Source organism: Pseudomonas sp. GD03903 (genome assembly GCF_029840045.1).
Lineage (GTDB): Bacteria > Pseudomonadota > Gammaproteobacteria > Pseudomonadales > Pseudomonadaceae > Pseudomonas > Pseudomonas pseudonitroreducens.
The window spans coordinates 463299-489587 of record NZ_JAOCBT010000001.1 but is presented as its reverse complement, the minus strand read 5'-3'; the positions used below and the strand labels follow the sequence as shown (position 1 = coordinate 489587).

The 26289-nt window shown below is 66.4% G+C and carries 21 protein-coding genes and 1 riboswitch; of the genes, 6 read left to right on the top strand and 15 right to left on the bottom strand.

What is annotated here, in order from left to right; genetic code table 11:
- Positions 1-91: 91 nt before the first annotated feature.
- Together N5C91_RS02120 and N5C91_RS02115 are read left to right on the top strand one after the other, a co-directional pair.
- The gene (locus N5C91_RS02120) at positions 92-1660 is read left to right on the top strand and encodes an AhpA/YtjB family protein (protein ID WP_279827491.1); all 1569 of its coding nucleotides are present in this window, start codon (positions 92-94) and stop codon (positions 1658-1660) included.
- 50 nt (positions 1661-1710) lie between these two features.
- On the top strand, positions 1711-2247 hold the full coding sequence (locus tag N5C91_RS02115) for a metal-dependent hydrolase (RefSeq protein ID WP_236171278.1): 537 nt from the start codon (positions 1711-1713) through the stop codon (positions 2245-2247).
- Position 2248: 1 nt separating this feature from the next.
- On the opposite strand, the gene N5C91_RS02110 is transcribed toward N5C91_RS02115, so the two are convergent.
- The 11 genes from N5C91_RS02110 to N5C91_RS02060 form a co-directional block, all read right to left on the bottom strand.
- Positions 2249-3487: a calcineurin gene (locus N5C91_RS02110; protein ID WP_279827486.1), complete on the bottom strand. Its 1239-nt coding sequence runs from the start codon at positions 3485-3487 to the stop codon at positions 2249-2251.
- Positions 3487-5112 carry a phospholipid carrier-dependent glycosyltransferase gene (locus N5C91_RS02105; RefSeq protein WP_347815394.1) on the bottom strand — a complete coding sequence of 542 codons (1626 nt, stop codon included), beginning with the start codon at positions 5110-5112 and terminating at the stop codon, positions 3487-3489. The genes N5C91_RS02110 and N5C91_RS02105 overlap by 1 nt, the downstream gene beginning before the upstream one ends.
- A 176-nt stretch (positions 5113-5288) precedes the next feature.
- Positions 5289-6011 carry an ABC-type transport auxiliary lipoprotein family protein gene (locus N5C91_RS02100; RefSeq protein ID WP_236171275.1) on the bottom strand — a complete coding sequence of 241 codons (723 nt, stop codon included), beginning with the start codon at positions 6009-6011 and terminating at the stop codon, positions 5289-5291.
- Positions 6012-6162: 151 nt separating this feature from the next.
- Entirely contained in the window at positions 6163-8427 is a 2265-nt protein-coding gene (gene parC / locus N5C91_RS02095; protein ID WP_236199044.1) for a DNA topoisomerase IV subunit A, read from the bottom strand.
- A gap of 7 nt (positions 8428-8434) precedes the next feature.
- Positions 8435-8953 (bottom strand): TIGR02281 family clan AA aspartic protease, encoded by a 519-nt coding sequence (locus N5C91_RS02090; RefSeq protein ID WP_279827479.1) that lies wholly within the window; start codon positions 8951-8953, stop codon positions 8435-8437.
- On the bottom strand, positions 8950-9990 hold the full coding sequence (locus N5C91_RS02085; protein ID WP_236171272.1) for an esterase-like activity of phytase family protein: 1041 nt from the start codon (positions 9988-9990) through the stop codon (positions 8950-8952). The genes N5C91_RS02090 and N5C91_RS02085 overlap by 4 nt, the downstream gene beginning before the upstream one ends.
- On the bottom strand, positions 9990-11885 hold the full coding sequence (parE, locus tag N5C91_RS02080) for a DNA topoisomerase IV subunit B (protein WP_236171271.1): 1896 nt from the start codon (positions 11883-11885) through the stop codon (positions 9990-9992). The genes N5C91_RS02085 and parE overlap by 1 nt, the downstream gene beginning before the upstream one ends.
- 11 nt (positions 11886-11896) lie before the next feature.
- Complete coding sequence (locus N5C91_RS02075; RefSeq protein WP_236171270.1) at positions 11897-12526, bottom strand: YqiA/YcfP family alpha/beta fold hydrolase; 630 nt, start codon at positions 12524-12526, stop codon at positions 11897-11899.
- A gap of 75 nt (positions 12527-12601) precedes the next feature.
- Positions 12602-13411, bottom strand: coding sequence for a 3',5'-cyclic-AMP phosphodiesterase (gene cpdA, locus N5C91_RS02070; protein WP_236199049.1), 810 nt, complete (start codon positions 13409-13411; stop codon positions 12602-12604).
- Between the two features lie 170 nt (positions 13412-13581).
- Positions 13582-14040: a DUF1249 domain-containing protein gene (locus N5C91_RS02065; protein ID WP_045216166.1), complete on the bottom strand. Its 459-nt coding sequence runs from the start codon at positions 14038-14040 to the stop codon at positions 13582-13584.
- A complete protein-coding gene (locus tag N5C91_RS02060; RefSeq protein WP_017520423.1) occupies positions 14031-14648 on the bottom strand; it encodes an NUDIX domain-containing protein in 618 nt (205 codons plus the stop codon). The genes N5C91_RS02065 and N5C91_RS02060 overlap by 10 nt, the downstream gene beginning before the upstream one ends.
- 216 nt (positions 14649-14864) lie before the next feature.
- Between N5C91_RS02060 and N5C91_RS02055 the strand changes: the two genes are divergently transcribed.
- A complete protein-coding gene (locus N5C91_RS02055; RefSeq protein ID WP_279827468.1) occupies positions 14865-15617 on the top strand; it encodes an RsiV family protein in 753 nt (250 codons plus the stop codon).
- A 217-nt stretch (positions 15618-15834) separates the two neighbouring features.
- Here the strand turns inward: N5C91_RS02055 and cytX are convergent, their stop codons facing one another.
- Entirely contained in the window at positions 15835-17121 is a 1287-nt protein-coding gene (gene cytX, locus N5C91_RS02050) for a putative hydroxymethylpyrimidine transporter CytX (protein ID WP_279827465.1), read from the bottom strand.
- Positions 17122-17237: 116 nt separating this feature from the next.
- Positions 17238-19118, bottom strand: coding sequence for a phosphomethylpyrimidine synthase ThiC (gene thiC, locus N5C91_RS02045; RefSeq protein WP_279827462.1), 1881 nt, complete (start codon positions 19116-19118; stop codon positions 17238-17240).
- Between the two features lie 112 nt (positions 19119-19230).
- Positions 19231-19338: riboswitch (TPP riboswitch) on the bottom strand.
- A 173-nt stretch (positions 19339-19511) separates the two neighbouring features.
- Between thiC and N5C91_RS02040 the strand changes: the two genes are divergently transcribed.
- Positions 19512-20966 carry a TolC family outer membrane protein gene (locus N5C91_RS02040; protein WP_279827459.1) on the top strand — a complete coding sequence of 485 codons (1455 nt, stop codon included), beginning with the start codon at positions 19512-19514 and terminating at the stop codon, positions 20964-20966.
- Between the two features lie 598 nt (positions 20967-21564).
- Here the strand turns inward: N5C91_RS02040 and N5C91_RS02035 are convergent.
- Both N5C91_RS02035 and N5C91_RS02030 read right to left on the bottom strand, forming a co-directional pair.
- Positions 21565-22353 carry a class II aldolase/adducin family protein gene (locus N5C91_RS02035; protein ID WP_236171264.1) on the bottom strand — a complete coding sequence of 263 codons (789 nt, stop codon included), beginning with the start codon at positions 22351-22353 and terminating at the stop codon, positions 21565-21567.
- A 65-nt stretch (positions 22354-22418) separates the two neighbouring features.
- On the bottom strand, positions 22419-23492 hold the full coding sequence (locus N5C91_RS02030; protein WP_236199054.1) for an ABC transporter substrate-binding protein: 1074 nt from the start codon (positions 23490-23492) through the stop codon (positions 22419-22421).
- Positions 23493-23843: 351 nt separating this feature from the next.
- Between N5C91_RS02030 and N5C91_RS02025 the strand changes: the two genes are divergently transcribed.
- Positions 23844-24194 carry a cupin domain-containing protein gene (locus N5C91_RS02025; RefSeq protein ID WP_236171262.1) on the top strand — a complete coding sequence of 117 codons (351 nt, stop codon included), beginning with the start codon at positions 23844-23846 and terminating at the stop codon, positions 24192-24194.
- Positions 24195-24264: 70 nt separating this feature from the next.
- Positions 24265-26214, top strand: coding sequence for an FAD-dependent oxidoreductase (locus N5C91_RS02020; protein WP_279827452.1), 1950 nt, complete (start codon positions 24265-24267; stop codon positions 26212-26214).
- The last annotated feature ends 75 nt before the right edge of the window (positions 26215-26289 follow it).

The window sequence follows — 26289 nt, the reverse complement described above, 5'->3', positions numbered from 1 at the left end:
TCGCCGCCTTGACAGCGCCTGCGGCGCTTTGCCCCCCGGTAGGGCCTCGTTATACTGCCCCGCATCTGCCCTAGAGAAGACCGAGCCCGCTGTGACCCGGCCCACCTCCGTCAAGCCCGACAATTTCTTCCTGCTGCTCTTCCACGCCCTGCGTCAGCGCCGCGTGCCGATTGCCCTGCGCATCGCCGTCCACAGCTTGCTGTTGGTGGCCACGGCCCTGGTGATCTATGCCTGCGTGATGGGCCTGCAGTTCAAGCAGGCCATGCAGCAGCAGGCCGACGCCCTCGGCCAGAGCCTGACCACGCAGACCGCGCAGTCAGCCACCGAGTTGCTGGTGTCCAACGACATCCTCAGCCTCAACGTGCTGCTCAACAACCTGACCAAGAACCCGCTGGTGGCCCACGCGGCGATCTACAGCGTGGACAACCGCATCCTCGCCGAATCCGGCACGCGGCCCAAGCAGGGCCTGCTGGGCGACGCCGAAGGCCTGTACTCCACGCCCATCACCTTCCAGGAAGTCATCGCCGGCCACCTGCGCATCAGCCTCGACATGCATCAGTTCGAGCAGCCGATGACCGTCAGCCTGCAGAGCATGGGACTCATCAGCCTGATCCTGTTGCTGCTCACCCTGACTTTCGGCCTGCGCCTGGGGCGGCAGATTTCCACACCCCTGTTACAACTTCGCGTCTGGCTTCGCGATCCGGACGACAGCGCGCCGGGCGCCGGTCTGCAGAACGAGATCGGCGATCTCGCCCGCCAGCTGCAAGCTCGCCTGGCGCCGGAGAAGCCGCCGGCCCCCGAGCCGGTGGTCAGCGCCCCCGCACCGCGCGCGAAAGCGCCGGCCAAGGCCGGCAAGCCCGCTGCCAGGGAGCCGGTGCTGGAAGCCAGCGGCGCCACTGACGAACACGAATTCGACGAGAACATCTTCTCCGACGACGAGCTGCTCACTCCCGCTGCGCGCCGCAAGGCCGACGCTGAAGACGACTTCCCCGAGGAAGAATTCGAGGCGGTGACGGAAGAGGAAGCCGAGGACGAAATCGGCGTCGAGGAAGAAGAGCCCGAAGCCGAGCCGGAGCCGGTTTCCGCCGGCACCAGCGCGGTGCTGGCCGTGCAACTGGGCGCCCAGGAACAGCTGCGGCGCCTGCCGCGTGCGCGCCTGGTAGACCTGCTGGAACGCTACCGCGACTGCCTGGAGCAGGCCGCGCGCCTGTACAAGGGCACGCTCTACACGCTCAGCGACGGCGGCAGCCTGATCCTTTTCCACAGCCGCGACCAGGACGAGGAATTCCTCACCAATGCACTGTGCTGCGGCGAGCTGATGCGCGCCCTCGGCCACGCCCTGCAGATCGAGGTTGCCGACAGCGGCATCACCCTGCAGCTGCAGCTGGGCCTGGTGCTGGGCGAAGACGTCGCCGACCTGGAACAGGCCGAACTGCTGCAGGATTCCTCTGCCCAGGACGCCCTGGCCCTCAGCCAGCACAGCCGCAACCTGCTGCTGGTGGAAAAATCCATTGGCGACGACGAGAAGGTCCGCGAGCGGGCACGCATCCGCCCCATCGCCAGCCCGGAAAACGCCTGCTGCGTGGAATGGCTGAAAGAGCCCTATCCGTCCATGCTGGAGCGCCAGCTCTCGCGCATGCGCGCCCTGCGCACCACCTGACCCCCAATAGAAAGAGAGGGGGTCGCCAGGCCCCTCGTGGAACGGACTCCATGACCACCCTGATCACTCATCCCCTGCCCGTGCTGGCCGTGGGCCTCGCGCTTGGTTCGCGCCTCATTGCGCCGCGACTGCTGCTCGCCGGCATGCTGGCCGCCTGCCTGCCCGACCTCGACGTGGTCGCCTTCAAGCTGGGGATCGCCTACCACGATGCCTTCGGCCATCGCGGTTTCAGCCACTCCTTGCTGTTCGCGGCGTGCATGGGTGTGCTCGGGGCGCTGGGCTGCCGCTTGCTGGGCAGCGGCCCGCTGAAAGCCGGCCTGTGGATCGGCCTGGCGACCGCATCCCATAGTGTGCTGGATGCGATGACCGACGGCGGCCTGGGCGTCGCGTGGTTCTGGCCCTGGAGCGAGCAGCGCTACTTCCTGCCGCTGCACCCCATCGAGGTTTCGCCCATCGGCCTGTCACGCTTCCTCAGCCAACGCGGGCTCGACGTGCTGCTCTCCGAGGCGCGCTGGGTCTGGTTGCCCTGCCTGGGTGTGGCGCTGGCCGGCATCGGCGTGCGCCGCCTTCTCCGCCGGGACGCCTGACTCAGCGCTTGCCGAGCTGCGCCTGGACCTGGTCGAGTAGCGAAGCCTGCGCCCCCGGCAGTGGCAACTGCGCGCTGTAGCCGTGGAAACTGGCGAACCGTGCCTGGTAATCCAGCTCGAGCTGGAAGCGGTTATCCCAGCCGGGCGAATCTTCCGGCATCAGTTGATCGCAATCATTCAGCGCCTGCAGCGACTCGCAGGGCTTGTACGCCTGCGGGTAGACCTGGCGCTTCCAGAGCACCCACGGCGACAGCGACAGGCCGGCGAGGCGATTGCGCCGCAGGTCCAGCTCCAGCAACTGCAGCAGCCCGTTGCCGCCCAGGTACTGGTGCTGGTAGTCGACCATTACCATGTCCACGCTGTGTCCCAGGTCGTTGAGCATCCGCGTGTGCACGGCGCCGTCAGCATGGGCGTTCAGGGTGAGGAATATCTGGTCGTTGCGGCGAATCAGCCGGTCCCATAGCAGCGCTCCGCTGGCATTGTCCTCGTGGGACAGCTCGGCCATGCCGTTGGCACCGCGGCGCAGGATGCTGTGGGAAGCGAGGATCACCGGTACGTGCGGATGTTCGTCAATGACACTCTGTGCCCATGCCAGAGTCGCCTCTGAAGGGCTCCAGTCCAGCGCCAGCAGCAGGAACGACTGGCCGTAGCGCTGGAACAGGTGCACCTGGCTCAGCCCCTTGGGATCGCTGCCCACATAGGTGCTCTGCCAGGCGGCGCGCTCGGGGCCGAAGTGGTCCTTGAAGCGATCGAGGAAGGAGCGACGGTCATCCGTGCTGGCCTCCTCATGCACGTCACGCTCGCCCGTGGCGATGCTGTAGGGCACGCCGCGCTCTTCCAGCGTGCGCATGGCGCCACTGGCGGTCTGCCACTGGGTGGCGACACCGGCGTTCTCCACCACGTCGCCGAGGTGGACCACCAGCGGAACCTGCAGCAGCTCGGCATGCTTCGCCAGCCAGTAGGTCTGGGCGAAGAACGCCAGTGCCGGCTGGTACGGCAGGTCGGGGAAGCGTTGCTCGCTGCGGAACAGATGGCGCTTGCGGTGGTTGTTCTCCGCATAGAACTGGGTATCCGGCAGCAACGGCAGGACGAAGCTGCCGCCGCCGGAGACGATCTCCAGGGGCGGCAGGGGGTGCTGGCGGAAGAATGCCTGGTCCCGTTCGACCACGTCCTGGGTATCGGAGTCGTCGCAGCCCCCCAGCAGCAGGCAGCAGGCAAGTAGGGAAGTCAGTACTTTCATCACGGATTGGAGCCCACTCCGGGGAGGCGCAGCAGGCGGTAGGTGTCGTTGTCGAAACGGCCTTCGAACAGCGCTTGCGAGGCCCCGGGCAGCGAAGCGGCAATGCGCTGGGCATCACGCGCCTGGATCATCAGGTAGAACGGGCCGCTCTGCGCCACCAGTTGCTCCGGGCTGTCGAGGAACAGCGGCTGCAGGTCGCGGTCGAGGTTGACCATCAGCTTGATCGCCCGCGCGTCCGGCCCCATGCCATAGAGCACCAGCGGCGCAGGCTGCGTATCGAGATGGCGGGCAAGCTCGCGGGAAAACGCCTGGCTGTCGTACAGACGGTGCTCCACCGGTTCGAAGACCAGGATGAAGCTCGCCCACAACGCCAGCGCCGCCAGCAGCGCCAGTTCCGCCGACCGGCGCCAGCGCAGCGCGCCAGTTGCCAGCAATGCCGCGAGTACCACGACGCACACCGGCAGGTGCCAGCCGAGCGCGGCCAGCTCCTGTGGATAACGCTTCCAGGCGAACCACAACCCGGCCAGCAGAAGCGCCGGCAGCGACAACCAGAGCAAACGCAGCAGCCCGCGCAGCACCTGCGCCAGGCGGCTACCGGCGATCATGAAGGGATATCCCGCGATGACGGCCGCCAGGGGCGCCACGGCGATGATGTAACGCGCCTTCTTTGCCTGCGGGACCGACAGCCCGAGCATGACGACCAGCCCGGCCAGGGCGCAGCCCGCCACCAGGTGGAAGGCCGGCTCACGGCGCTGCTGCCAGAGCAGCGCGAGGACCGGCAGCGCCAGCGGGAAGGCCAGCGCGTAGTTGCCCAGGGAGCTGCGGAAGTAATACAGCGCATCGCTGGAGCCGGCGGAGCCATCCAGGCGACCGATCACCTGCATCCGCAGGACATCCTGGACGAACGCCTCGCCGCCCACGGAGCGTGCCAGCGCGATCAGCGCAAATACGCAAAGGATCAGCAACGCCAGCGCGCTAGCGGAAAAGGCGAACAGGGACTTCCAGCGCCGGTCCAGCAGCAATTGGCTGCACACCATGCCCGCCGGCACCACCAGGCCAAGCGGGCCGCGCAGGGCGAATCCGATGAACAGCAGCGGCAACAGCCGCAGCAGCAGACCCGGCACGCTGTGGCGTTCGGCGTGGAAGGCAAGGTAGAAGGCCAGCAACCCCACCGCGGCCACCATCAGGTCAAGGGAGACGGCACGCGTCTCACTGACGAAGGTGGCCGTCAGCAGCAGCATCGCCACGCTGATCAGCGCCCAGGAGCGGGAGAACGGCGCCACCAGGCGATACACCACGCCAGTGCAAGTCGCCGCAGCCAGCGCGGTGGGCAACCAGGCGGTGAGCTCCGTGACCCGCCCCAGCGGCAGCGACAACAGGTACGTCAGGAAGGTCGCGGTGGCCGGGTAATCCGGATAGGGCGCGCCGTAGGTGGTCGGGAACCAGCTCGGCCCGTGACGCAGCATTTCACGGGCGAACAGGACGAAGCGCGAGTCGAAGCCGACAAAGGCATCGCCCTGCACGCCGAGCAGAAACAGCACCAGCGCCGCCAGCATCACGCAAAGCGTCTGACGACTCAGGGCGGATTCCGCCTGAACACCGGAGGTAGGAGGGAATGACGACACGCGCGAGTCTCTCGCAGGCCCTGCGCGGAAACGTCCGGACGCCACCAGCCTGCACAAGCGCCCGTAGATACCACGGAGGCCGTCAAGAAGATGTCAAAACCGGCCACGGCAGAAGCAAAACGGCCCGCAAAGCTATGCTCTGCGGGCCGCGGCTGTGTCGATCGGCGCGAGGTGACCTAGAAGCGGTAAACCTCGACATCGGTGCGAATCGGCACCACCAGCGGGATCTTCGGCCCTTCTTCCTTGGGCTTCGCAGCCTGCTCGGTATTGGCGACCTGCGGCTTGCGCGGCGGCGCGGCCTGTTGCTCGGCAACGGCGGTCGCCACCGGACGCACGTCACGGGCCAGCTGGACCGACAACTTGCGCAGCAAGTCGCCCTGGGCCCGCACCTGATCCTGCACGCTGCCCGAATGCGCCTCTTCCTCGCGGAACACACGGCTGTCGCGCAACTCGCCCTTCTGGTCGAGCAGACGCCAGCGCGCCTCCAGCACCGCCGGCTCCTTGGGGCCAGAATCCAGGCGACTGATGGTCAGCATGACCTGCACCTGCGGGGTGAAGCCGGGCTTCTCCGGGAACAGCGCCAGGCGGGTGCTGTCCAGCTCGCCCGAGAGCAGGCGCATCAGCTGCTGGCTGACATTGGTCTCCAGGCTGCCGGCCCAGCGGGCTTCGGTGGAGAGGTTGAGAATACCGTCGGCCTGGCGCTGGACCATGGTCTCGCGCTTCAGGTAATCGGCCAGGGATACCGGACCGAGCAGTACAGCGACACCGTTGTCACGGGTCGGCACAGGAACCGCACCCGCATCCAGTTGGTACAACTGGGTCGGCCGGTTCACTGTACAGCCCGTCAGCCCGAGGAGGCTGACGAGGGAAAATAAGGCCAAGACGCGCCAAGCGCTCATCTGGATCACCGTCATTCGCCGAAATTCGGCGCTACTTCCAACAAATTTCACTATAGCTTCAGGCGGCACGCGGAGGCGCCGGTAGCCAAAGGGACGTATCATCCCTCAACCGGCGCCTCAGCTCCAGAGGCAGAATGTATCGAACCGCGTTTCAATCCTGAGACAGCGATTCTACCAGCAAGGCATCCACTCGCTGGAAACCGCGCGGCAGTTTGTTGCCACGACGCCCTCTTTCACCCTTGTAGTGCTCCAGATCGTCCCCTTTGAGAGACAGCGTGCGCTTGCCGGCCTGCAGCACCAGGGTGGCGCCCGGCGGCAGCACGGCGAGGTCGGTGAGGTATTCCTCGCGGCTCGCCACGCGGTCGCCCGGCACGCTGATGATCTTGTTGCCCTTGCCCTTGGCCAGTTGCGGCAGGTCGGAAACCTTGAACAGCAGCAGGCGGCCTTCGGTGGTCACGGCGGCGATCCAGTCCTGCTCGACATCGGCGACCGGACGCGGCGCCATCACCTGCGCACCGTTGGGCAGGCTGAGCAGGGCCTTGCCGGCCTTGTTCTTGGCCTGCATGTCCTCGCCCTTGGCAACGAAGCCGTAACCGGCATCGGAGGCCAGCACATACAGCGCGGTGTCCTCCGGCAGCAGCACCCGGTCGAAGGTCGCGCCCGGCGGCGGCGTCAGGCGGCCGGTCAGCGGCTCGCCCTGGCCACGGGCCGACGGCAGGCTGTGGGCGGCCAGTGAGTAACTGCGCCCGGTGGAGTCGATGAATACCGCGAACTGGTTGGAACGACCTGGCGCGGACGCCTTGAAGCCGTCGCCGGCCTTGTACGACAGACCGGTGGCATCGATGTCGTGGCCCTTGGCGCAGCGCACCCAGCCCTTTTCGGAGAGCACCACGGTCACCGGCTCGGTAGGCATCAGCTCGGTTTCCGACAGCGCGCGGGCTTCGGCACGGGCGACGATCGGCGAGCGGCGGTTGTCGCCGTAGGTCTCGGCGTCGGCAACCAGCTCGTCGCGCACCAGTTTGCGCAGCTTGGCGCCGGAACCGAGGATCGCCAGCAGCTTGGCGCGCTCCTTGGCCAGCTCGTCCTGCTCGCCGCGGATCTTCATCTCTTCCAGGCGCGCCAGCTGACGCAGGCGGGTGTCGAGAATGTAGTCGGCCTGCAGCTCGGAGAGCTCGAAGCGCTGCATCAGGACCGGCTTGGGCTGGTCCTCGGTGCGAATGATGTGGATGACTTCGTCGAGGTTGAGGAAGGCGACCAGCAAGCCTTCCAACAGGTGCAGGCGCTTCTCGACCTTGTCCAGGCGGAATTGCAGGCGGCGGCGCACGGTGTCGGTGCGGTAGGTCAGCCACTCGCTGAGCACCTGGCGCAGGTCCTTGACCTGGGGTTTGCCGTCCAGGCCGATGACGTTCATGTTCACCCGGTACGAGCTTTCCAGGTCGGTGGTGGCGAACAGGTGGGTCATCAGCTCTTCGGCATCCACGCGGTTGGAGCGCGGGATGATGACGATGCGGGTCGGGTTCTCGTGATCCGACTCGTCGCGCAGGTCGGCGACCATCGGCAGCTTCTTGGCCTGCATCTGCCCGGCGATCTGTTCCAGCACCTTGGCCCCGGAGACCTGGTGCGGCAGCGCGGTGACCACGATGTCGCCGTCCTCGACGCGGTACACGGCGCGCATGCGCACCGAGCCACGGCCGGTTTCGTAGATCTTCTGCAGGTCGGCGCGCGGGGTGATGATTTCCGCCTCGGTGGGGAAATCCGGGCCGGGCACGTGCTCGATAAGGTCGGCGACGGTCGCTTGTGGCTCGTCCAGCAGGCGAATACAGGCGGCCGCCACTTCGCGCAGGTTGTGCGGCGGAATATCGGTGGCCATGCCCACGGCGATGCCGGTGGTGCCATTGAGCAGAAGGTTGGGCAGGCGCGCCGGCAGCACGGCCGGCTCGTCCATGGTGCCATCGAAGTTCGGCACCCAGTCCGCAGTGCCCTGGCCCAACTCGGAGAGCAGGGTCTCGGCATAGCGCGACAGGCGCGCTTCGGTGTAACGCATGGCGGCGAAGGACTTGGGATCGTCCGGCGCACCCCAGTTGCCCTGGCCGTCCACCAGCGGGTAGCGGTAGGAGAACGGCTGGGCCATCAGCACCATGGCCTCGTAGCACGCCGAATCGCCGTGGGGGTGGTATTTACCCAGCACGTCACCGACGGTACGCGCCGATTTCTTGTGCTTGGCGTCCGCGTCCAGGCCCAGCTCGCTCATGGCATAGACGATACGCCGCTGTACGGGCTTGAGGCCGTCGCCGATATGCGGCAGGGCGCGGTCCATGATCACGTACATGGAGTAGTTCAGGTAAGCCTGTTCGGTGAAGTCGGCCAGTGACCGGCGCTCCACGCCCTCCAGACTCAGATCGAGGGTTTCGCTCATGCGTGCCTCACGGTGTAGATCGCTGGCGCAGCACCAGGGTGCCGTCCTGCTGGGTGAAATCGAGTTGTCTGAGTGCGCTCATGCCAAGCAGCACCTCGTCGCCCTCCATGCCCGGCGCGATCAGCGCCGGCACATCGGTCAGGCGGATGTCGCCAAGCTGCAGGCTCGGCAGGCGCGTGCGCCAGCCCTGGCTGCGGCCATTGGCGGTGTCCAGGGTCACCGGCAAGCCGCGCGGCAGGCCGAGGCGGTCGGCCAGGCGCTGCGGCAGGGCCACCTGGGTGGCTCCGGTATCGAGCATGAAAGTCACCGCCTCGCCATTGATCCGGCCGTCCGCCACATAGTGGCCGGCGCGGTTGCCCACCAGTCGCACTTCCACTTCGCCGTTGGCGCGGGTCGATTGCGGCTGCGGATTGTGCTGACGGGTTTCCCAGGCGCCGAAGTAGTGCGTGGCGAGCAGGATGCCCGCGCCCCAGGCGAGGAGCATCATGATCTTGCCGATCCGCTTGCCGGGTACTGCGTCGTTCATTTGCCACCGAGCCAGCCGCCGGCCGGTGCCGCGAAGCGCAGCACGTAGGGGCGTCCGTCGCCATCGGCACGTGCGTGCTCACCGTTGTCCAGGCCGATCCAGGCACCCTGGTCGTCGAGGATCAACGCTTCGGCCACGCCGTAAGGCAGGTCATAGCGCCGTTCCGGGGCCAGTGCGCCGGCGGCGAAGGACCAGCACAGCTCCTGCGCACCGGTCTTGGCGTCGCGCCGGCAGATCTGGTGCGCCAGGCGTTCCAGGGTGAACAGCTTGTCCTTGTACAGCGCAAGATCGGAGAAATCGATCGGCAGCGCCCGCTCGGCGCCCAGCTCCGGCGGTGGCAGCGCAGTGCCGCCTTCGCTGAGCATCACGCAGTTGCCTTCGCATTTCCAGGTGCCGTTTTCGTTGTGCACCTTGAGCAGGCCACGGCGTTGACGCTCGGCGGCCAGCCAAAGCTGCTTGCCGTCGGCGCTGACGGCGATGCCTTCGTAGAGCGCGTTGAATTCCATCAGCAGGCCGCTGGCGCGCGCCTGGCGCAGCAGGCTCTGCGGCAGCGGCAACCAACTCGGTTCGCCAGCAGCCGGCAACAGCAGGACCGCCGCATAGCCTTCGCTGACGACGTAGCGGTTGCCCGCCTGATCGCAACTGATGCCTTCGAAGTCCATGGCGCCGCCGCGCAGCAGGCCGCCGACGCTGACACGCGCCTTCGCCCCCCAGGACAGCCCGCTTTCCGGCGTACCCGGTACGACGAAGGGCTCGGCGGTGGCTTGCCAGGCCTTGCCCGGCGTCTCGTCGATCAACAGACGGTAGATGCGGTCGTCGTCACGATCGGACACCGTCCACATCTCGCTGCCGCACAGCGCCAACCCGGAGAGATTGCCGCTGGGCATGCCCTCCACCGGGTGCTCGGCGACGAACTGCAGCGATGCCGGTGCCACGGGCGTCGCGACCGCTGCGCCAGCCTTGGGCGCCGGTTCGGCGGCCTGGGCGGCGACAGCGAGGCCGGCGCACAGGCCGAGCGGGGCCAACAGCCAGCGCATCAGGCGATGTCCGCCAGGTTGCCTTTGGTTTCCAGCCAGGACTTGCGGTCGCCGGCGCGTTTCTTCGCCAGCAGCATGTCCATCATTTCCACGGTGCCCTCGGTGTCTTCCAGGGTCAGCTGGACCAGGCGACGGGTGTTCGGGTCCATGGTGGTTTCGCGCAGCTGCGGCGGGTTCATCTCGCCCAGGCCCTTGAATCGGGTGACCTGCGGCTTGCCGCGGCGCTTCTCGGCGGCCAGGCGGTCGAGGATGCCGTCGCGCTCGGCCTCGTCCAGGGCGTAGAAGACTTCCTTGCCCAGGTCGATACGGAACAGTGGCGGCATGGCGACATAGACATGCCCGGCTTCCACCAGCGGGCGGAAGTGACGGACGAACAGCGCGCACAGCAGGGTAGCGATGTGCAGGCCGTCGGAGTCGGCGTCGGCGAGGATGCAGATCTTGCCGTAGCGCAGTTGCGAGAGGTCCGCGGCGCCCGGGTCGACGCCAATCGCCACGGCGATGTCGTGGACTTCCTGGCTGGCGAGCACTTCGCCGCCATCCACTTCCCAGGTGTTCAGGATCTTCCCGCGCAGCGGCATGATCGCCTGGAACTCCTTGTCCCGCGCCTGCTTCGCCGAGCCGCCGGCGGAGTCACCCTCCACCAGGAACAGCTCGGCGCGCATCGGGTCCTGCCCCGCGCAATCGGCCAGCTTGCCGGGCAACGCCGGGCCCTGGGTGATCTTCTTGCGTTCGACCTTCTTGCCCGCCTTGAGGCGCCGGCCGGCGTTGCTGATCGCCAGCTCCGCCAGTTGCAGGCCCAGTTCGGGGTGGGCGTTGAGCCACAGGCTGAAGGCGTCCTTGACCACGCCGGAGACGAACGCGGCAGCCTCACGGGAGGACAGGCGTTCCTTGGTCTGGCCGGAGAACTGCGGCTCCTGCATTTTCATCGAGAGGACGAAGGCGATGCGCTCCCAGACATCTTCCGGGGCCAGTTTGACGCCGCGCGGCAGCAGGTTGCGGAACTCGCAGAACTCGCGCATCGCGTCCAGCAGACCCTGGCGCAGGCCGTTGACGTGGGTGCCGCCCTGGGCGGTAGGAATCAGGTTGACGTAGCTTTCCTGCAGCGATTCGCCGCCCTCGGGCAGCCACAACAGCGCCCAGTCCACCGCCTCCTTGTTGCCGGCCAGCGCGCCGCAGAACGGCTCGTCGGGCAGGCGCAGGTTCTCGGAGACGGAATCGACCAGGTAGGAGCGCAGGCCATCCTCGTAGTGCCACTCGATGCGTTCGCCGCTGGACTTGTCCTCGAAGCTCACCAGCAGGCCCGGGCAGAGCACGGCCTTGGCCTTGAGCACGTGCTTCAGGCGGCTGACGGAGAACTTGTGCGAATCGAAGTACTTGGCGTCCGGCCAGAAGTGCACGCTGGTACCGGTGTTGCGCTTGCCGACGCTGCCGACGACTTCGAGGTCGCTGGACTTGAAGCCATCGGCGAAGGTCATGCGGTATTCGTTGCCGTCGCGCTTGACGCGCACCTCGACCAGCGTCGACAGCGCGTTCACCACCGAGATACCGACGCCGTGCAGACCGCCGGAGAACTGGTAGTTCTTGTTGGAGAACTTGCCGCCGGCATGCAGCTTGGTGAGGATCAGTTCGACGCCGGGCACGCCCTCTTCGGGGTGGATGTCCACCGGCATGCCGCGGCCGTCGTCGATCACTTCCAGCGAGTTGTCCTCGTGGAGGATCACCTGCACGCTCTTGGCGTGGCCGGCGAGGGCTTCGTCGACGCTGTTGTCGATGACTTCCTGGGCCAGGTGGTTGGGCCGGGAAGTGTCGGTGTACATGCCCGGGCGCTTGCGCACCGGATCGAGGCCGGAGAGAACCTCGATGGCGTCTGCGTTATAGGCGTTCTGCTGGGCCATGGGGTTCCTGCTTAATCAGTCGAAGAGGTGATGGCTTCAAATTCGGAGAAATCCACGTCGCGCCATTGGCTGGACGGCACGCCGGCGAAGGCCAGGAGTGTCGGCAGATGGCTGACGAAGCGCTGGAAGCTGTGATCGCCGCCGGACTCGATGCGCAGTGCAGCGGCCCGGTAGAAGCGCTCCGCGGCGCGGTAGTCGAGGGTTTCGTCGGCGGTCTGCAGCCACACCTGGTAACGCGAGCCGTCGACAGGCGCGGGGACTTCCAGTTCCGCCAGCGCGGCAACGTGATCCAGGCTCAGTTCCCAGGTCTCGCCGCTGTAATAGTTGGTCTGCGGGCCGAGCTGGCCGTCGAACAGCCGGTGCGGGGCGACGGCCGGGTTGATCAGCACGGCCTTGAGGCCATGGCGCTCGGCCAGCCAGGTTGCGTAATAGCCGCCCAGGGAGCTGCCGATCAGCAGCGGCTGGCCCAGCTCGGCGACGGCGGCTTCCAGCTGCGCCATGGCCTGGCGCGGATGATGGTGCAGCGCGGGCACGCGCAGGCCATCGGCCAGGCCCAGGCGCTGCATGGCTGCCGTAAACTGGCGCGCCTTCTGCGAGCCGGGCGAACTGTTGAATCCGTGGATATAGAGGAATGCGGTCATGGGCCGGGAGGCTACAAGCTGCAAGTGGCATGCCGCAAGTGGGTCAGCGTCGCAAGGCGTTCCAAACGTGACCGATCAATAACCCTTGATGCTGTAGTCGACTTCGAACTCGATGTCGGTCACCCGCGAAACACCGGTTTCCACGCCCCCATCGGGCAGCAGGCGCAGCCAGCGATAGCCCGGCGCCGGGCTGTCGACACAGAAGTCCTCGCTGCCCGGGGTGAACTGCACGCAGGTGGATGGCGAGGCCAACAGGCGCACGTCGCCGCGCATCCGGTCGATCTCCTGGTGTACGTGGCCCCAGAGCAGGCAACGCACGTTCGGATAGCGGTCGAGCACGGCGAACAGGCGTTCCGGGTTATAGATGCCGATGCGGTCCATCCACTGGCTGCCGATGGGTACCGGGTGGTGGTGGAAGCTGATCAGCAGGTGCTTGTCCGGCGCGGCCTGGATGGCACGCTCGAGCAACTGGATCTGCTCGACGGTCATCTGCCCCGGCACTGCGCCGGGAATGGTGGAATCCAGCAGGATCACCCGCCAGGCGCCCAGGTCGATCACCGGTTCGAGCAGGTCGGTACCGGCGGCGGCTTCGCGCATCGGCCCCATTTCGTCGTGGTTGCCGGGGAACCAGCGGATCGGCGCGGCAATCGGCGCGGTAAGGCTGCGGAAACGCTGGTAGGACTCTACCGAGCCATCCTGGGAGAGGTCGCCGGTGGCCAGCACCAGGTCGATCGCCGGTTGCTCTTCACCCACCAGGCGCACGACCTGCGTCAGGCTGTCGGCAGTATCCATGCCCAGCAGCCGGCCGTTCTCTTCGGCGAACAGGTGGCTGTCGGAAAGCTGGACGACCAGGACGGAGTCGAAAGCGCTGGACTGGGTGGGCAATGCGCCTTCTCCTTTGAGGCGGGCGTGCGGGGATTCGTGACGAAGTATGGTGACAGGCGCCCCCCTGAGCAAACCGGGAAAGCGTCACAGATCACAGTTAGGGACACGAGTCTGCGATGGGCGGGCAGAATATCACGGCGCAGCCATGTCATATGGCCACCATCGCGATTTCAGCGTTGCAGCACCGGCTCCAGCTCATGCCCGCAGGACAGGCAGTGGCTCAGCCACTCGCCGAGGAACTGGTTGAGCTGGTTCTTCTCGTCCGGCTGGTGCATCGCCTGGTTCGGGTAGGGGTAGATGGCCAGCAGGCGGCGCGCCTGCTCGGCGCCAACCACTTCGGCCATGCGCGCATCGTGGTACACCCGCACTTCCAGCTTGGGCGCCGGCAGCCAGGGCAGGCCCAGCTCCTGGCGGACCTGCAGGACGGTGGTGTACGGGCAGGCTTCGATCACGTCCAGCGCCAGCACGCCGAGCAGCCGCTCGCCTTCGCTGAGCGCCACGCGGCGCGAGACCTGGGCCTCGCGCATTTCCGGCAACAGGCGCATCAGGCGCAAGTAGTTCGCCTCGCAGGTCGCCTGCAACCCCGCCAGGTCGACGCGATAGCGCTCGCGCAGCAGATTCACACCCATAACCCCCTTACCTCGGCGCGATTGAGCGCCAGCCATTGCAGGGCGAGCATGCTCGCCGCGTTGTTGATACGGCCGTCGCGCACCGCTTGCAGTGCTTCCTCGAACGGCATGACGTGGACACGGATGTCCTCGCCCTCCTCCTCCAGCCCGTGGATGCCCGAGGCATTGCTGCTGTCGCAGCGACCGACGAACAGGTGGACCAGCTCGTTGCTGCCGCCAGGCGATGGCAGGTACTGGGCAATCGGCCAGAGTGCGCCGAGGGTCAGGCCGGCTTCTTCCACCGCTTCGCGGCGGGCGACTTCCTCGGGCTCCTCGTCCTTGTCGATCAGCCCGGCGACCAGCTCCATCAGCCAGGGATTGACCCCGGCGTCCATGGCGCCGACGCGGAACTGCTCGATCAGCACCACCTCATCGCGCTGCGGATCGTAGGGCAGCACGCACACGGCATCGTGGCGCACGAACAATTCGCGCTTGAGCACCGGGCCCATGCCGCCGGCGAACTGGCGGTGCCGCAGGTGCAGGCGGTCGACCTTGTAGAAGCCCTTGAAGCACTGCTCGCGCTTCTGGATCTCGATGTCCTGGGGGCCTGGCTTGAACGTTTCCGACATCCCGTTCCACTCACTCTAGGTTGAACTTCGCGCCATCCTATCGCGCCGCCGGAGCAGGCGCAGCCTCTTTCGCGGCCGCCGGGCGGCCGGTCTGCTGTGACCGTCGCACACTGCCGTCGTTCCGCCAAAGTGGTTCATACTCAGCCGCCGAACCGGCAGCGCCGATGGCGGTCGAACCACTCCAATTGCCGGCGAACGTCAACGACAAGGATTCCCATGCGACTTCTGAAACTTGCCGCCCTGGGCAGCATCTGCCTGTTACTGGGGGCGTGCCAGGGTCTGTTCAAGCCCTCCCTCGACGAGCCGCTGAGCGCGAGCCACACCGCCTTCGAACACGCGAAACCCGGTTGCCAGGGCGAACAGTGCCCGCTGTTCAACCTCGATACCGTCAGCTTCGCCGACGAGCCGGCACTCAACGACGCGATCAACGCGCAACTGCTGCAACTGGCCCGCGAAGGCGACGGTGCGGCCCCCGCCAGCCTGGACGTCTACGAGAAGCGCTTCCTCGATTCGGCCCAGCCCGGCTGGAGTTCCTACCTGCAAGCGAAGATCCGCGAACAGCATGACGGTCTGGTGATCATCGAACTGTCCAGCTATCGCTTCACCGGCGGCGAGTACGGCCAGCCCGGCCGCGCGTTCATCAATTATGATCGACGCATCCACAAGGTGCTCACCCTGCAGGACATTCTTCTGCCCGGCCAGGAGGACAACTTCTGGAAAGTGGCGCGCATGGCGCACCAGGCGTGGGTCCTGCAGAACAAGCTGGACGAGCAGGACCCGAACTTCTCGAAGAACTGGCCATTCCAGCCGACCGAGCACTTCGCCCTGACCTTCGGCGCGCTGACGCTCAAGTACGACATCGACCGCATCGCCCCGCATTCGGTCGGGCACCCGGAGCTGAAGATTCCGTACCCGCGCCTGAACGGCATCGTGAAGACCTATTACTTCCCCGGGCGCGGGGCGCAGTAAAGGTCCGGTTCGCGAGCAAGCTCGCTCCTACGAAGAGCACACTCGGCGTTACCGGCTACCTGCAGGAGCGAGCTTGCTCGCGAGCAGCGTTACGCAGAAGTTCACAGTAGCCGGAAGCCAATCGCGGACAAAGTCCGCTCCTACGCCCGGCCTGAGGGTAGGAGCGGACTCTGTCCGCGATCGCTCAAAGCAACGCCAAATCCCGCTGCAATGCGCCTTACGCCGAAGCCGGCACTTTCACGCCCACACGCCCCAGCAGCAGCTGCAGCACACCCGCCACCACCAGCGCCGGCAGGGTCGCACCCAGGTCCGGCTGGTAGTTCGCCAGCAGGTGATACACCACCACGCCACCACCCCAGGCCAGCAGCGAGCCCCAGCGCACGCCATGGGGAATCGCGGCCGGCGCGCGGCGACGGAGGACGAAGTGGTCGATCAGCACCACGCCGAACAGCGGCGCGAACACCGAGCCGATCAGCAGCAGGAAGTTCTGGTACTGCTCCAGCGGCGCGAACCAGGCGATCAGGGTACAGATCACGCCGATCGCCAGCGCCAGGTGCTCGACCTTGAGCGGCAGCAGGATGCCGCTGGACACCGCGGCCGAGTGGATATCGGCGAAGGCCTTTTCCGACTCGTCGAGCAGGATCAGCAGCAGCGGGATGCCCATGCCCGCGCCGGCCAGCGCCAGCAATAGTGCATTGGCATCGCTGCCCTGGGCGAACGCCAGGGTGTAGGCGACGCCCAGGCCCATCAGCCAGAAGCAGCCGATGAAGAAGCCCAGTGCCGCGCCGGTGAAGGTGTGCCCGGCGCGCTTGCCGAAGCGCGAGTAGTCGGCGATCAGCGGCAGCCAGGACAGCGGCATGGCGATGGCGATATCGAAGCCCACGGCGAAGGACAGCGAACCGTCGCCGGCCTTGGCCCAGAGCGCCGCCAGGTCGGCGCGCTGGAACAGGTCAAAGGTCAGCCAGATGCACGCGGCGAGCAGCAGCCAGATACCCCAGCGGCGCAGCACGCGGCGCACGAAGGCCAGCGGACCGGCGACCGCCAGCAGAGTTGCCAGCGCACCGAACACCAGGGTCCACAGCGCAGGGTTGGCCCAGGCGCCACCTTCACCGAAGGCGCGGGTCGCCAGCAGGCTGGCGGCATCGCGCATGACGATGATCTCGAAGGCGCCCCAGCCGACCAGCTGCAGCAGGTTGAGCAGCGCCGGCAAAGCGGCGCCGTGGCTGCCCAGGCTGAGCTTGAGCGAGGCCATGGCGGACAGGCCGGTATCGGTGCCGATGACCCCGGCGCTCGCCAACAGCAGCACGCCGACCAGGGTGCCGAGCAGGATCGCGCCCAGCGCGCCGGCCAGGCCCAGGCCCGGCGCCAGCAGCGCGCCGGTCTGCAGCACCATCAGGCCGATGCCCAGGGAGAACCAGAGGGAGAACAGGTCGCGCAGGCCGAGCACACGCTGGGCGCTGCCCACGGCGGAGGTCGGTGAATAATCGATGGCGGTAGTGGTCACGATGCGTGCAGGGCTCGAATAATTGTTGGAATTGGGCGACAGGCTTCAGGCGGCAGGCAGCAGACGCCGAGCGGCTCCTTGCTCTTGCCTGCAGCCTGCCGCTTGTAGCTGAGTCGTCAGACCTGTTTGTAGATCACCGAGCCTTCGTCCTTGAAGCGCGCGGCCTGTTCCTGGAAGCCGGCCTCGATGGCTTTCTGCTCATCGGTGAGGCCGTTTTCCTTGGCGTAGTCGCGGACTTCCTGGGTGATCTTCATGGAGCAGAACTTCGGCCCGCACATAGAACAGAAGTGCGCGACCTTGGCCGAATCCTTGGGCAGCGTCTCGTCGTGGAAGGCACGGGCGGTGTCCGGGTCCAGGCCGAGGTTGAACTGGTCCTCCCAGCGGAACTCGAAGCGTGCCTTGGACAGCGCGTTGTCGCGGATCTGCGCGCCCGGGTGGCCCTTGGCGAGGTCGGCGGCGTGCGCGGCGATCTTGTAGGTGATGATCCCGGTCTTCACATCATCCTTGTTCGGCAGGCCCAGGTGTTCCTTGGGCGTGACGTAGCAGAGCATGGCGCAGCCGAACCAGCCGATCATCGCCGCGCCGATGCCCGAGGTGATGTGGTCGTAGCCCGGCGCGATGTCGGTGGTCAGCGGGCCGAGGGTGTAGAACGGCGCCTCGTCGCAGCACTCCAGCTGCTTGTCCATGTTCTCCTTGATCAGGTGCATCGGCACATGGCCGGGGCCTTCGATCAGGACCTGGACGTCGTGCTTCCAGGCGATGCGGGTCAGCTCGCCAAGGGTCTCCAGCTCGCCGAATTGCGCGGCGTCGTTGGCGTCGGCGATAGAGCCCGGACGCAGGCCGTCGCCCAGCGAGAAGCTGACGTCGTAGGCCTTCATGATTTCGCAGATTTCCTCGAAGTGGGTGTAGAGGAAATTCTCCTGGTGATGCGCCAGGCACCACTTGGCCATGATCGAGCCGCCACGGGAGACGATGCCGGTGACCCGCTTGGCGGTCAGCGGCACATAGCGCAGCAGCACGCCGGCGTGGATGGTGAAGTAGTCCACGCCCTGCTCGGCCTGCTCGATCAGGGTGTCGCGGAAGATTTCCCAGGTCAGGTCCTCGGCGATGCCGTTGACCTTCTCCAGCGCCTGGTAGATCGGCACGGTGCCGATCGGTACCGGGCTGTTGCGCAGGATCCACTCGCGGGTCTCGTGGATGTGCTTGCCGGTGGACAGGTCCATCACCGTGTCGGCGCCCCAGCGGATGCCCCAGGTGAGTTTCTCCACTTCTTCCTCGATGGAGGAACCCAGCGCGCTGTTGCCGATGTTGCCGTTGACCTTCACCAGGAAGTTGCGGCCGATGATCATCGGTTCCAGTTCGGTGTGGTTGATGTTCGCCGGGATGATCGCGCGGCCGCGGGCCACTTCCTCACGGACGAACTCAGGCGTGATTTCCTTCGGGATGCTGGCGCCGAAGCTCTGCCCCGCATGCTGCGCATCCAGCAGGCCGGCGGCACGGGCTTCCTGCAGCTTCATGTTCTCGCGGATGGCGATGTATTCCATCTCCGGCGTGATGATGCCCTGGCGCGCGTAGTGCATCTGCGTGACGTTACCGCCGGCCTTGGCGCGGCGCGGGGTACGGACATGGGCGAAGCGCAGGGCGTCGAGGCTGGCGTCGGCCAGGCGCGACTGGCCGAACTCGGAAGTCAGGCCGGGGAGAATCTCGGTGTCGCCGCGCTCGTCGATCCAGCGCGAACGCACGTCCGGCAGGCCCTTGCGCAGGTCGATACGGACGTCCGGATCGGTGTAGGGACCGGACGTGTCGTAGACCATTACCGGGGCGTTCTGCTCGCCGCCGAAGGCGGTCGGGGTATCGGCAAGGGAAATTTCCCGCACGGGGACGCGGATGTCCGGGCGCGAGCCGGTCAGGTAGACCTTCTTCGAATTCGGAAAGGGCTGGGTCGACTGGCGGTCCAGTTGTTCAAGGCGGGTGACGTTGTTTTTCTGGGTGCTCATCCTGGCTCTCCTGGGGTTGATTGCCGGGGAGAACCTGAGACGAGAGGAGCTGCTTGCTGCAGCGAAGGGACGCACCCCGGGAAGGGCTGGGGCCGGGGCGGAATGCGCCGCGGGATGCGTACTTCTTGTTCCCTACGCGGGTGCTAACCCGATCAGGTTCAACGGGATCCGGAACTATCCGATCTCAGCCCCTCGCAATGGGGCACCCCGACAAGAACGCCCGCAGTCTAATCAAGTGCACTGCGATAAGCCAACGCCGTCTGACCGAAAACTGCCGAAGTACTTGCAGCCAGCTACACTCCTGCCTCGGAAGGCTCGTACGAACGCGCCTTGACCGCCACCGGCGGCGACCGTAGCCTTGCCCCACCTCGCATCACTTTCCAGGATGAACGAATGCTGCGCAGACTCTCTCTGGCTGTCGCTGTAGCCGCAACGACAGGCTTTGCCTGGGCTGCACAGCCCGCTCCGGCCGCTCCCTCGCTCCCCACCAAGACGGATCTGATCAACGTCTATAAAGACGCCGTCGACAACAACGCCGACCTTGCTGCCGCCCAGGCCGACTACCTGGCGCGCAAGGAGGCCGTACCCCAGGCGCGCTCCGGCCTGCTGCCGCAGATCAATGCTGGCGCCAGCACCGGGTCGACCCGTACTTCGCTGGATACCCCCAGCGCCACGCTGAACCGCAACACCCAGCTGGTACAGGCGAGTCTGAGCCAGCCGCTGTTCCGCGCGGACCGCTGGTTCCAGCTCAAGGCCGCGGAAAACACCACCGAACAGGCCCAGCTGGAATTCTCCGCGACCCAGCAACAGCTGATCCTGCAGACCGCCCAGACCTATTTCGGCGTGCTCCGTGCCCAGGACAACCTGGCCGCCAGCAAGGCCGAGGAAGCAGCGTTCAAGCGCCAGCTCGACCAGTCCAATGAGCGCTTCGACGTCGGCCTGTCCGACAAGACCGACGTGCTCGAATCCCAGGCCAGCTACGACACCGCGCGGGCCAACCGCCTGGTCGCCGAGCAGCAGGTGGATGACGCCTTCCAGGCCCTGGTGACCCTGACCAACCGCGAGTACAGCGCCATCGAGGGCATCCTCCACTCGCTGCCGGTGGTGGCGCCGGTTCCCAACGACGCCAAGGCCTGGGTGGACACCTCGGTGCAGCAGAACCTGCGCCTGCAGGCCAGCAACTACGCGGTCGACGCCGCCGAAGAGACCCTGCGCCAGCGCAAGGCCGGCCACCTGCCGACCGTCGACGCCGTGGCCCAGTACCAGAAGGGCGACAACGATGCCCTGGGCTTCTCCAACTCCGGCGTACCGGGCGAGCCGCACTACGGCAAGTACGTCGACCAGACCAGTATCGGCCTGCAACTGAGCGTGCCGATCTACAGCGGCGGCCTGACCAGTTCCCAGGTCCGCGAGGCCTACCAGCGCCTGAACCAGAGCGAGCAGCTGCGCGAGAGCCAGCGCCGCCAGGTGGTGCAGGACGCCCGCAACCAGCATCGCGCGGTGAACACCGACGTGGAGCAGGTGAAAGCGCGTCGCCAGGCGATCATCTCCAACCAGAGCTCGCTGGAAGCCACCGAGATCGGTTATCAGGTTGGTACCCGCAATATCGTCGACGTACTGGACGCCCAGCGTTCCCTGTACAACTCGGTGCGCGACTACAACAACACCCGCTACGACTACATCCTCGACAACCTCAGCCTCAAGCAGACCGCCGGCACCCTCGCGCCGAGCGACCTGGAGGCACTGGGCGCGTACCTGAAGCCGGACTACAACCCGGACAAGGACTTCCTCCCGCCGGACCTGGCCAAGGCCGCCGAGGCGCAGCTCAAGGCCGGTTCGAAGTACTGATCCCGCCCCACGAAAAAGCCCCGCGATGCGGGGCTTTTTCTTTTCAGCCATACAGCCCGCCCCGCCAGGGGCCACACAGTGCGTAGGAGCGGACTCTGTCCGCGATTGGTTGAACCCCACGCCAAGCCCATCAACGGAGCCGCCGAGTAGACATCGCGGACGAAGTCCGCTCCTGCGCAAACCTTATTCCATGCGTAGGAGTGGACTCTGTCCGCGATTGGTTGAACCCCGCGCCAAGCCCATCTACGGAGCCGCCGAGGAGACATCGCGGACGAAGTCCGCTCCTACGCAAGCCTTATTCCATGCGTAGGAGCGGACTCTGTCCGCGATTGGTTGAACCACGCGCCAAGCCCATCAACGGAGCCGCCGAGGAAACATCGCGGACGAAGTCCGCTCCTACGCAAACCTTATTCCATGCGTAGGGGCGGACTCTGTCCGCGATTGGTTGGACCACGCGCCAAGCTCATCAACGGAGCCGCCGAGGAGACATCGCGGACGAAGTCCGCTCCTACGCAAGCCTTATTCCGTGCGTAGGGGCGGACTCTGCCCGCAATTGGATGAACCGCGCCCGAGGGCCAGAATCGGAGTGGCCGAGTGATCAGTCGCGGTAGCCCGGCGAGACGCGATCCAGCATGCGCAACAGCGCCGACCAGGCCAGGTCGTAGCCATCCGGATCGCTCAGCTCGCCTTCGGCCAGCGGCCGCGCCGGGGCGTTGAACTGTTGCTCGGTGTGACGACACACCTCCTCCGGTGGAATCACCAGCTCGCCGCCCGCCTGGGCCGCCAACTGGATGTCGCAGGCCTTCTCCAGGTAGTACATGCGCAGGAACGCCTGCTGCACTGTCTGCCCCACCGTCAGCAGACCGTGGTTGCGCAGCATCAGGCCATAGTGATCGCCCAGGTCACGCACCAGGCGCTCCTGCTCGTCCATGGACAGGGCGATGCCTTCGTAGTCGTGGTAGCCCAGGCGCCCGTAGAACTCCAGGGAGATCTGGTTCAGCGGCAGCAATCCGCAGGCTTGCGCCGCCACCGCGCAACCCGCGCGGGTATGCGTGTGCAGCACGCACTGGGCGTCGTCGCGAGCGCCGTGGATGGCGCTGTGGATCACGAAGCCGGCCGGGTTGACCTTGTACGGCGACGGCTCCACCGCATGGCCGCCGAGATCGATCTTCACCAGGCTGGAAGCGGTGATTTCGTCGAACATCAGGCCGTAGGGGTTGATCAGGAAATGGTGTTCGGGACCGGGAATACGCACCGAGATATGGGTGAAGATCAGGTCGGTCATGCGGTAGTGCGCGATCAGGCGGTAGCAGGCCGCCAGCTCCTCGCGCAGCTTCCATTCCTCGGGCGAACAGGTGGCGCGGCTGGGCGCCTGCAGCGACGTCATGGTGCACTTCTCCTCAAGGCAAAAGACGCCGGGGCGGAGGCCCCGGCGCCACGCTCACGTTCTGGTTACTGCGCGGCCCAGGCGTTGAAGCGCTCTTCCAGCTCCTCGCCATGGTCAACCCAGAACTCGTCGTCCATCGCCAGGCCCTGGGGCAGGTTCTGCGTCGAGGTCGGCACCCAGCCGGCGAGATCGGACGGCAGGCGTTCGGCGGCCTGCTTGTTGGTCGGACCATACGCAATGTGCTTCACGTAGTCGACCTGGGCATCGGGCTGATTGGCGAAGGCGATGAAGCGCTTCGCCGCATCGACATGCTGCGAGCCCTTGATGATCGCCCAGTAGTCCATGCCGTACAGGCTGCCCGGCCAGACCAGCTGCAGGTTGCGCCCGCCCTTGTAGGCATCGGCGATGCGCCCGGTATAGGTGGTGGTCATCACCACGTCACCGGCGGCAAGCCACTGCGCCGGTTGTGCGCCGGCTTCCCACCACTGCACGTAGGGCTTGATCTGGTTGAGCTTGGCGAAGGCACGATCGACGCCGGCCTTGGTGGCCAGCTCCTTGTAGACGTCCGCCGGCTTCACGCCGTCGGCCATCAGGGCGAACTCCAGGTTGTAGATGGCGCGCTTGCGCAGGCCACGCTTGCCGGGGAATTTCTTCACGTCCCAGAAATCCGCCCAGGACTGCGGCGCCGGCTTGAGCTTGTCGGCGTCGTAGGCGATGGCGACGCCCCATACCAGCGCAGCCGAGCCGCAATCCTTGGCGGCATTCGGGATCAGCTGGTCCTTGCCGCCGATCTGCTGCCAGTCCAGTGGTACGAACAGGCCTTCATCGCAACCTCGGGCCAGGTCCGGGCCCTCGATCTGCACCACGTCCCAGTCGGCATGGCCGGTGTCGGCCATCACCTTGATGCGCGCCATTTCGCCGTTGTATTCGCTCTGGGTCACGCCGACCCCGGATTGCTTGCTGAACGGCTGGAAGAAGGCCGCGTCCTGGGCCTTCTGGCCCGCGCCGCCATAACCGACCACCACCATGTTCTCGGCGGCCTGGGCGACGCCGCAGCACAGCCCGAGGGCGAGCAGCAGTGGCGCGGCGGCGGTCTTGCGGAAGAAGCGTTTGTGGAAAGTGCTTTGACGCAAAGTCATCGGGCATACCCCCAGTCGTAGGTGGCAGCGGGCGCAGCCGGAATGGCCGCACACACGTAGGACGGGCGCGCCGGAACCACGGAGCAAGAAAGACAGGGCAGAGATGAATCGATTGCCAGCGGGTGGACCCGCCGTGCGAGGGGGGACCGTACGGGACGGTTCATGCGCCTCTCCTCTTGTAGTTGTTGTGGAGCACGTCGCGGTTGCCTCCGGAAAACTCCGGGAGCGGCATCGAAACTACCCAGTCACTTTTAAAAAAACAAGTTGATTTTTTACTGGCGGTAAATTTCCATAGAGAGAACTTAAACAACAATTGCTTAGAAAGCATTGCCCGCCCCAGGAGAAGCCGCCGTGTCCCAGGTTCGCCACTTCCAGCAATCCGCCCTGCAGTTCCAGCCCTACGGCGGACAAGACATCGAACGTGCCGCCATCTGCCGCCTGATCGGCCCGGCGGACAGCGAAACCATGGGCGCCGGCCTGGCTCGCTTCGACGGCGTTTCCATCGAATGGACCGTGCTCTACGACGAGCTGATCGTGGTGCTGGAAGGCAACTTCCGCCTGCGCCTGGCCGACCAGGTGATCGAGGCCAAGCCGGGCGATGTGATCTGGGTGCCGGAGCGCACGCCGCTGGCCTACGAAGGCGAAAAAGCCTGCGTCTTCTACGCCCTCTACCCGGTGGACTGGCAGGCGCGCAACGCTTGAGTCCAACCTCCGGCCGCCGCCGCGGCCGATGCTTCAACGCTGTACCACAACAAGAATCCGGAGTTGCCCGATGAGCCAGTTTCCCCACCTGTTCAGCCCGCTGCAGATTCGCGGCAAGGCGCTGAAGAACCGCATCATGTCCACCGGGCACGACACCTCGATGCCCACCGACAACCTGGTCAACGATCAGTTGGTGGCCTACCACACCGCCCGCGCCAAGGGCGGCGTCGGCCTGATCGTGCTGCAGGTCGCCGGCGTGCACGACAGCGCGCGCTACACCTCCCATGTGCTGATGGCCACCGATGACGAGTGCATCCCCGGCTACCGGCGCATCGCCGAGGCGTGCCACGCCGAGGGCACGGTGGTGCTGTCCCAGGTATTCCACCCCGGTCGCGAGATCATGGAATCCAGCGATGGCCTGCTGGCCGTGGCCTACGCCCCGTCCGCCTCGCCCAACGAGCGCTTCCGGGTGATGCCCCGCGAGCTGAGCCAGGCGATGATCGACGAGATCATCGAGGGCTATGCCGCCGCCGCACGGCGACTGCACAGCGCCGGTATCGACGGCGTGGAAGTAGTCGCCAGCCACGGCTACCTGCCGGCGCAGTTCCTCAACCCGCGGGTGAACCGCCGCAGCGACGGCTACAACGGCGACCTCGACGCCCGCCTGCGCTTCACCCGCGAAGTGATCGCCGCCATCCGCGCCGCCACCGACAAAGACTTCATCATCGGCCTGCGCATCTCCGCCGACGAACGCGATCCCGAAGGCCTCACCGAAGACGAATCGCTGCAGGGCGTCCAAGGGCTGCAGAAAGACCTGGACTACGTGCACATCGTCGCCGGCACCTCCGCCTCCCTGGGCGGCGCCATCCACATCGTGCCGCCGATGGCCATCGAAGCGGCCTACCTGGCCAACGAGGCCGGCACCTTCAAGCGCAACCTGGATATCCCGCTGTTCGTCACCGGGCGCATCAACCAGCCGCAGGAGGCCGAACTGATCGTCGCCCGCGGCCAGGCCGATGTCTGCGGCATGACCCGCGCGCTGATCTGCGACCCGCAGATGCCGAGCAAGACCGAAAGCGGCCACGTCGAGGACGTGCGCGCTTGCATCGCCTGCAACCAGGCGTGCATCGGCCACTTCCACCGCGGCTACCCGATCTCCTGCATCCAGCACCCGGAGACCGGCCGCGAACTGATCTACGCCGAACGCAAGATGGCCGCCCAGCGCAAACGCGTACTGGTGGTCGGCGGCGGGCCGGCCGGCATGAAGGCCGCCGCTGTCGCTGCCCAGCGTGGTCATGACGTCACCCTTTGCGAGGCCACCGCTCAGTTGGGCGGCCAGGTCAATCTCGCCCAGCTCCTGCCGCGCCGCGCGGAGTTCGGCGGCGCGTCCACCAACCTGCAGCGTGAAATGCAACTGGCCGGCGTCGAAGTGCGCCGCAACACCCGCGTCGACCGCGCGCTGGTAGAAGCTGAGCGCCCCGACGTCGTGATCGTCGCCACCGGCGCCTCGCCCTATCGCCCTCCCTACGAGGAAGCCGGCGAGCTACAGGTGGTGGACGCCTGGCAGGTGCTGCGCGGCGAAGTGAAGCTCGGCCGCTCGGTGCTGGTCACCGACTGGCGCGCCGACTGGATCGCCCCCGGCATCGCCGAGCGCCTGGTGCGCGACGGCCACCAGGTGCAACTCGCCGTGAACGGCACCCACGCCGGCGAAAGCCTGCCGCTCTACGTGCGCGACCACTTGGCCGGCGAACTGCACCGCCTGGGCATCAGTATCACCACCTACGCCCGCCTGTACGGCGTCGACGACAGCACCGTCTACCTGCAGCACACCGCCAGCGGCGAGCCGATGCTGGTGGAAAACATCGACACCCTGGTGCTCTGCCAGGGCCACCAGCCGGTGGACGACCTGGCCGACGAGATCGCCGACCTCGCCGAGGTACGCCGCATCGGCGACTGCCTGGCGCCGCGCACGGCGGAAGAGGCCATCTACGAAGGGCTGAAGGCAGGCTGGGAGATTTAAGAGCGAGCGCAGGCAGCAGGCTACAGGCGGCATGCAGGAGCAAGAGCCGCTTCAGCCTGCCGCTTGAAGCCTGTA

Excerpts from the sequence above, each read along its gene's own strand:
- N5C91_RS02100 (WP_236171275.1), bottom strand. The coding sequence starts at position 6,011 with ATGAGCGCTTGGCGCGTCTTGGCCTTATTTTCCCTCGTCAGCCTCCTC.
- N5C91_RS02065 (WP_045216166.1), bottom strand. The coding sequence starts at position 14,040 with ATGGGTGTGAATCTGCTGCGCGAGCGCTATCGCGTCGACCTGGCGGGG.
- N5C91_RS02090 (WP_279827479.1), bottom strand. The coding sequence starts at position 8,953 with ATGAACGACGCAGTACCCGGCAAGCGGATCGGCAAGATCATGATGCTC.
- N5C91_RS02030 (WP_236199054.1), bottom strand. The coding sequence starts at position 23,492 with ATGACTTTGCGTCAAAGCACTTTCCACAAACGCTTCTTCCGCAAGACC.
- N5C91_RS02040 (WP_279827459.1), top strand. The coding sequence starts at position 19,512 with ATGCTGCGCAGACTCTCTCTGGCTGTCGCTGTAGCCGCAACGACAGGC.
- N5C91_RS02020 (WP_279827452.1), top strand. The coding sequence starts at position 24,265 with ATGAGCCAGTTTCCCCACCTGTTCAGCCCGCTGCAGATTCGCGGCAAG.
- thiC (WP_279827462.1), bottom strand. The coding sequence starts at position 19,118 with ATGAGCACCCAGAAAAACAACGTCACCCGCCTTGAACAACTGGACCGC.
- N5C91_RS02055 (WP_279827468.1), top strand. The coding sequence starts at position 14,865 with ATGCGACTTCTGAAACTTGCCGCCCTGGGCAGCATCTGCCTGTTACTG.
- N5C91_RS02115 (WP_236171278.1), top strand. The coding sequence starts at position 1,711 with ATGACCACCCTGATCACTCATCCCCTGCCCGTGCTGGCCGTGGGCCTC.
- N5C91_RS02075 (WP_236171270.1), bottom strand. The coding sequence starts at position 12,526 with ATGACCGCATTCCTCTATATCCACGGATTCAACAGTTCGCCCGGCTCG.
- parC (WP_236199044.1), bottom strand. The coding sequence starts at position 8,427 with ATGAGCGAAACCCTCGATCTGAGTCTGGAGGGCGTGGAGCGCCGGTCA.
- parE (WP_236171271.1), bottom strand. The coding sequence starts at position 11,885 with ATGGCCCAGCAGAACGCCTATAACGCAGACGCCATCGAGGTTCTCTCC.
- N5C91_RS02085 (WP_236171272.1), bottom strand. The coding sequence starts at position 9,990 with ATGCGCTGGCTGTTGGCCCCGCTCGGCCTGTGCGCCGGCCTCGCTGTC.
- N5C91_RS02035 (WP_236171264.1), bottom strand. The coding sequence starts at position 22,353 with ATGACGTCGCTGCAGGCGCCCAGCCGCGCCACCTGTTCGCCCGAGGAA.
- N5C91_RS02060 (WP_017520423.1), bottom strand. The coding sequence starts at position 14,648 with ATGTCGGAAACGTTCAAGCCAGGCCCCCAGGACATCGAGATCCAGAAG.
- N5C91_RS02110 (WP_279827486.1), bottom strand. The coding sequence starts at position 3,487 with ATGAAAGTACTGACTTCCCTACTTGCCTGCTGCCTGCTGCTGGGGGGC.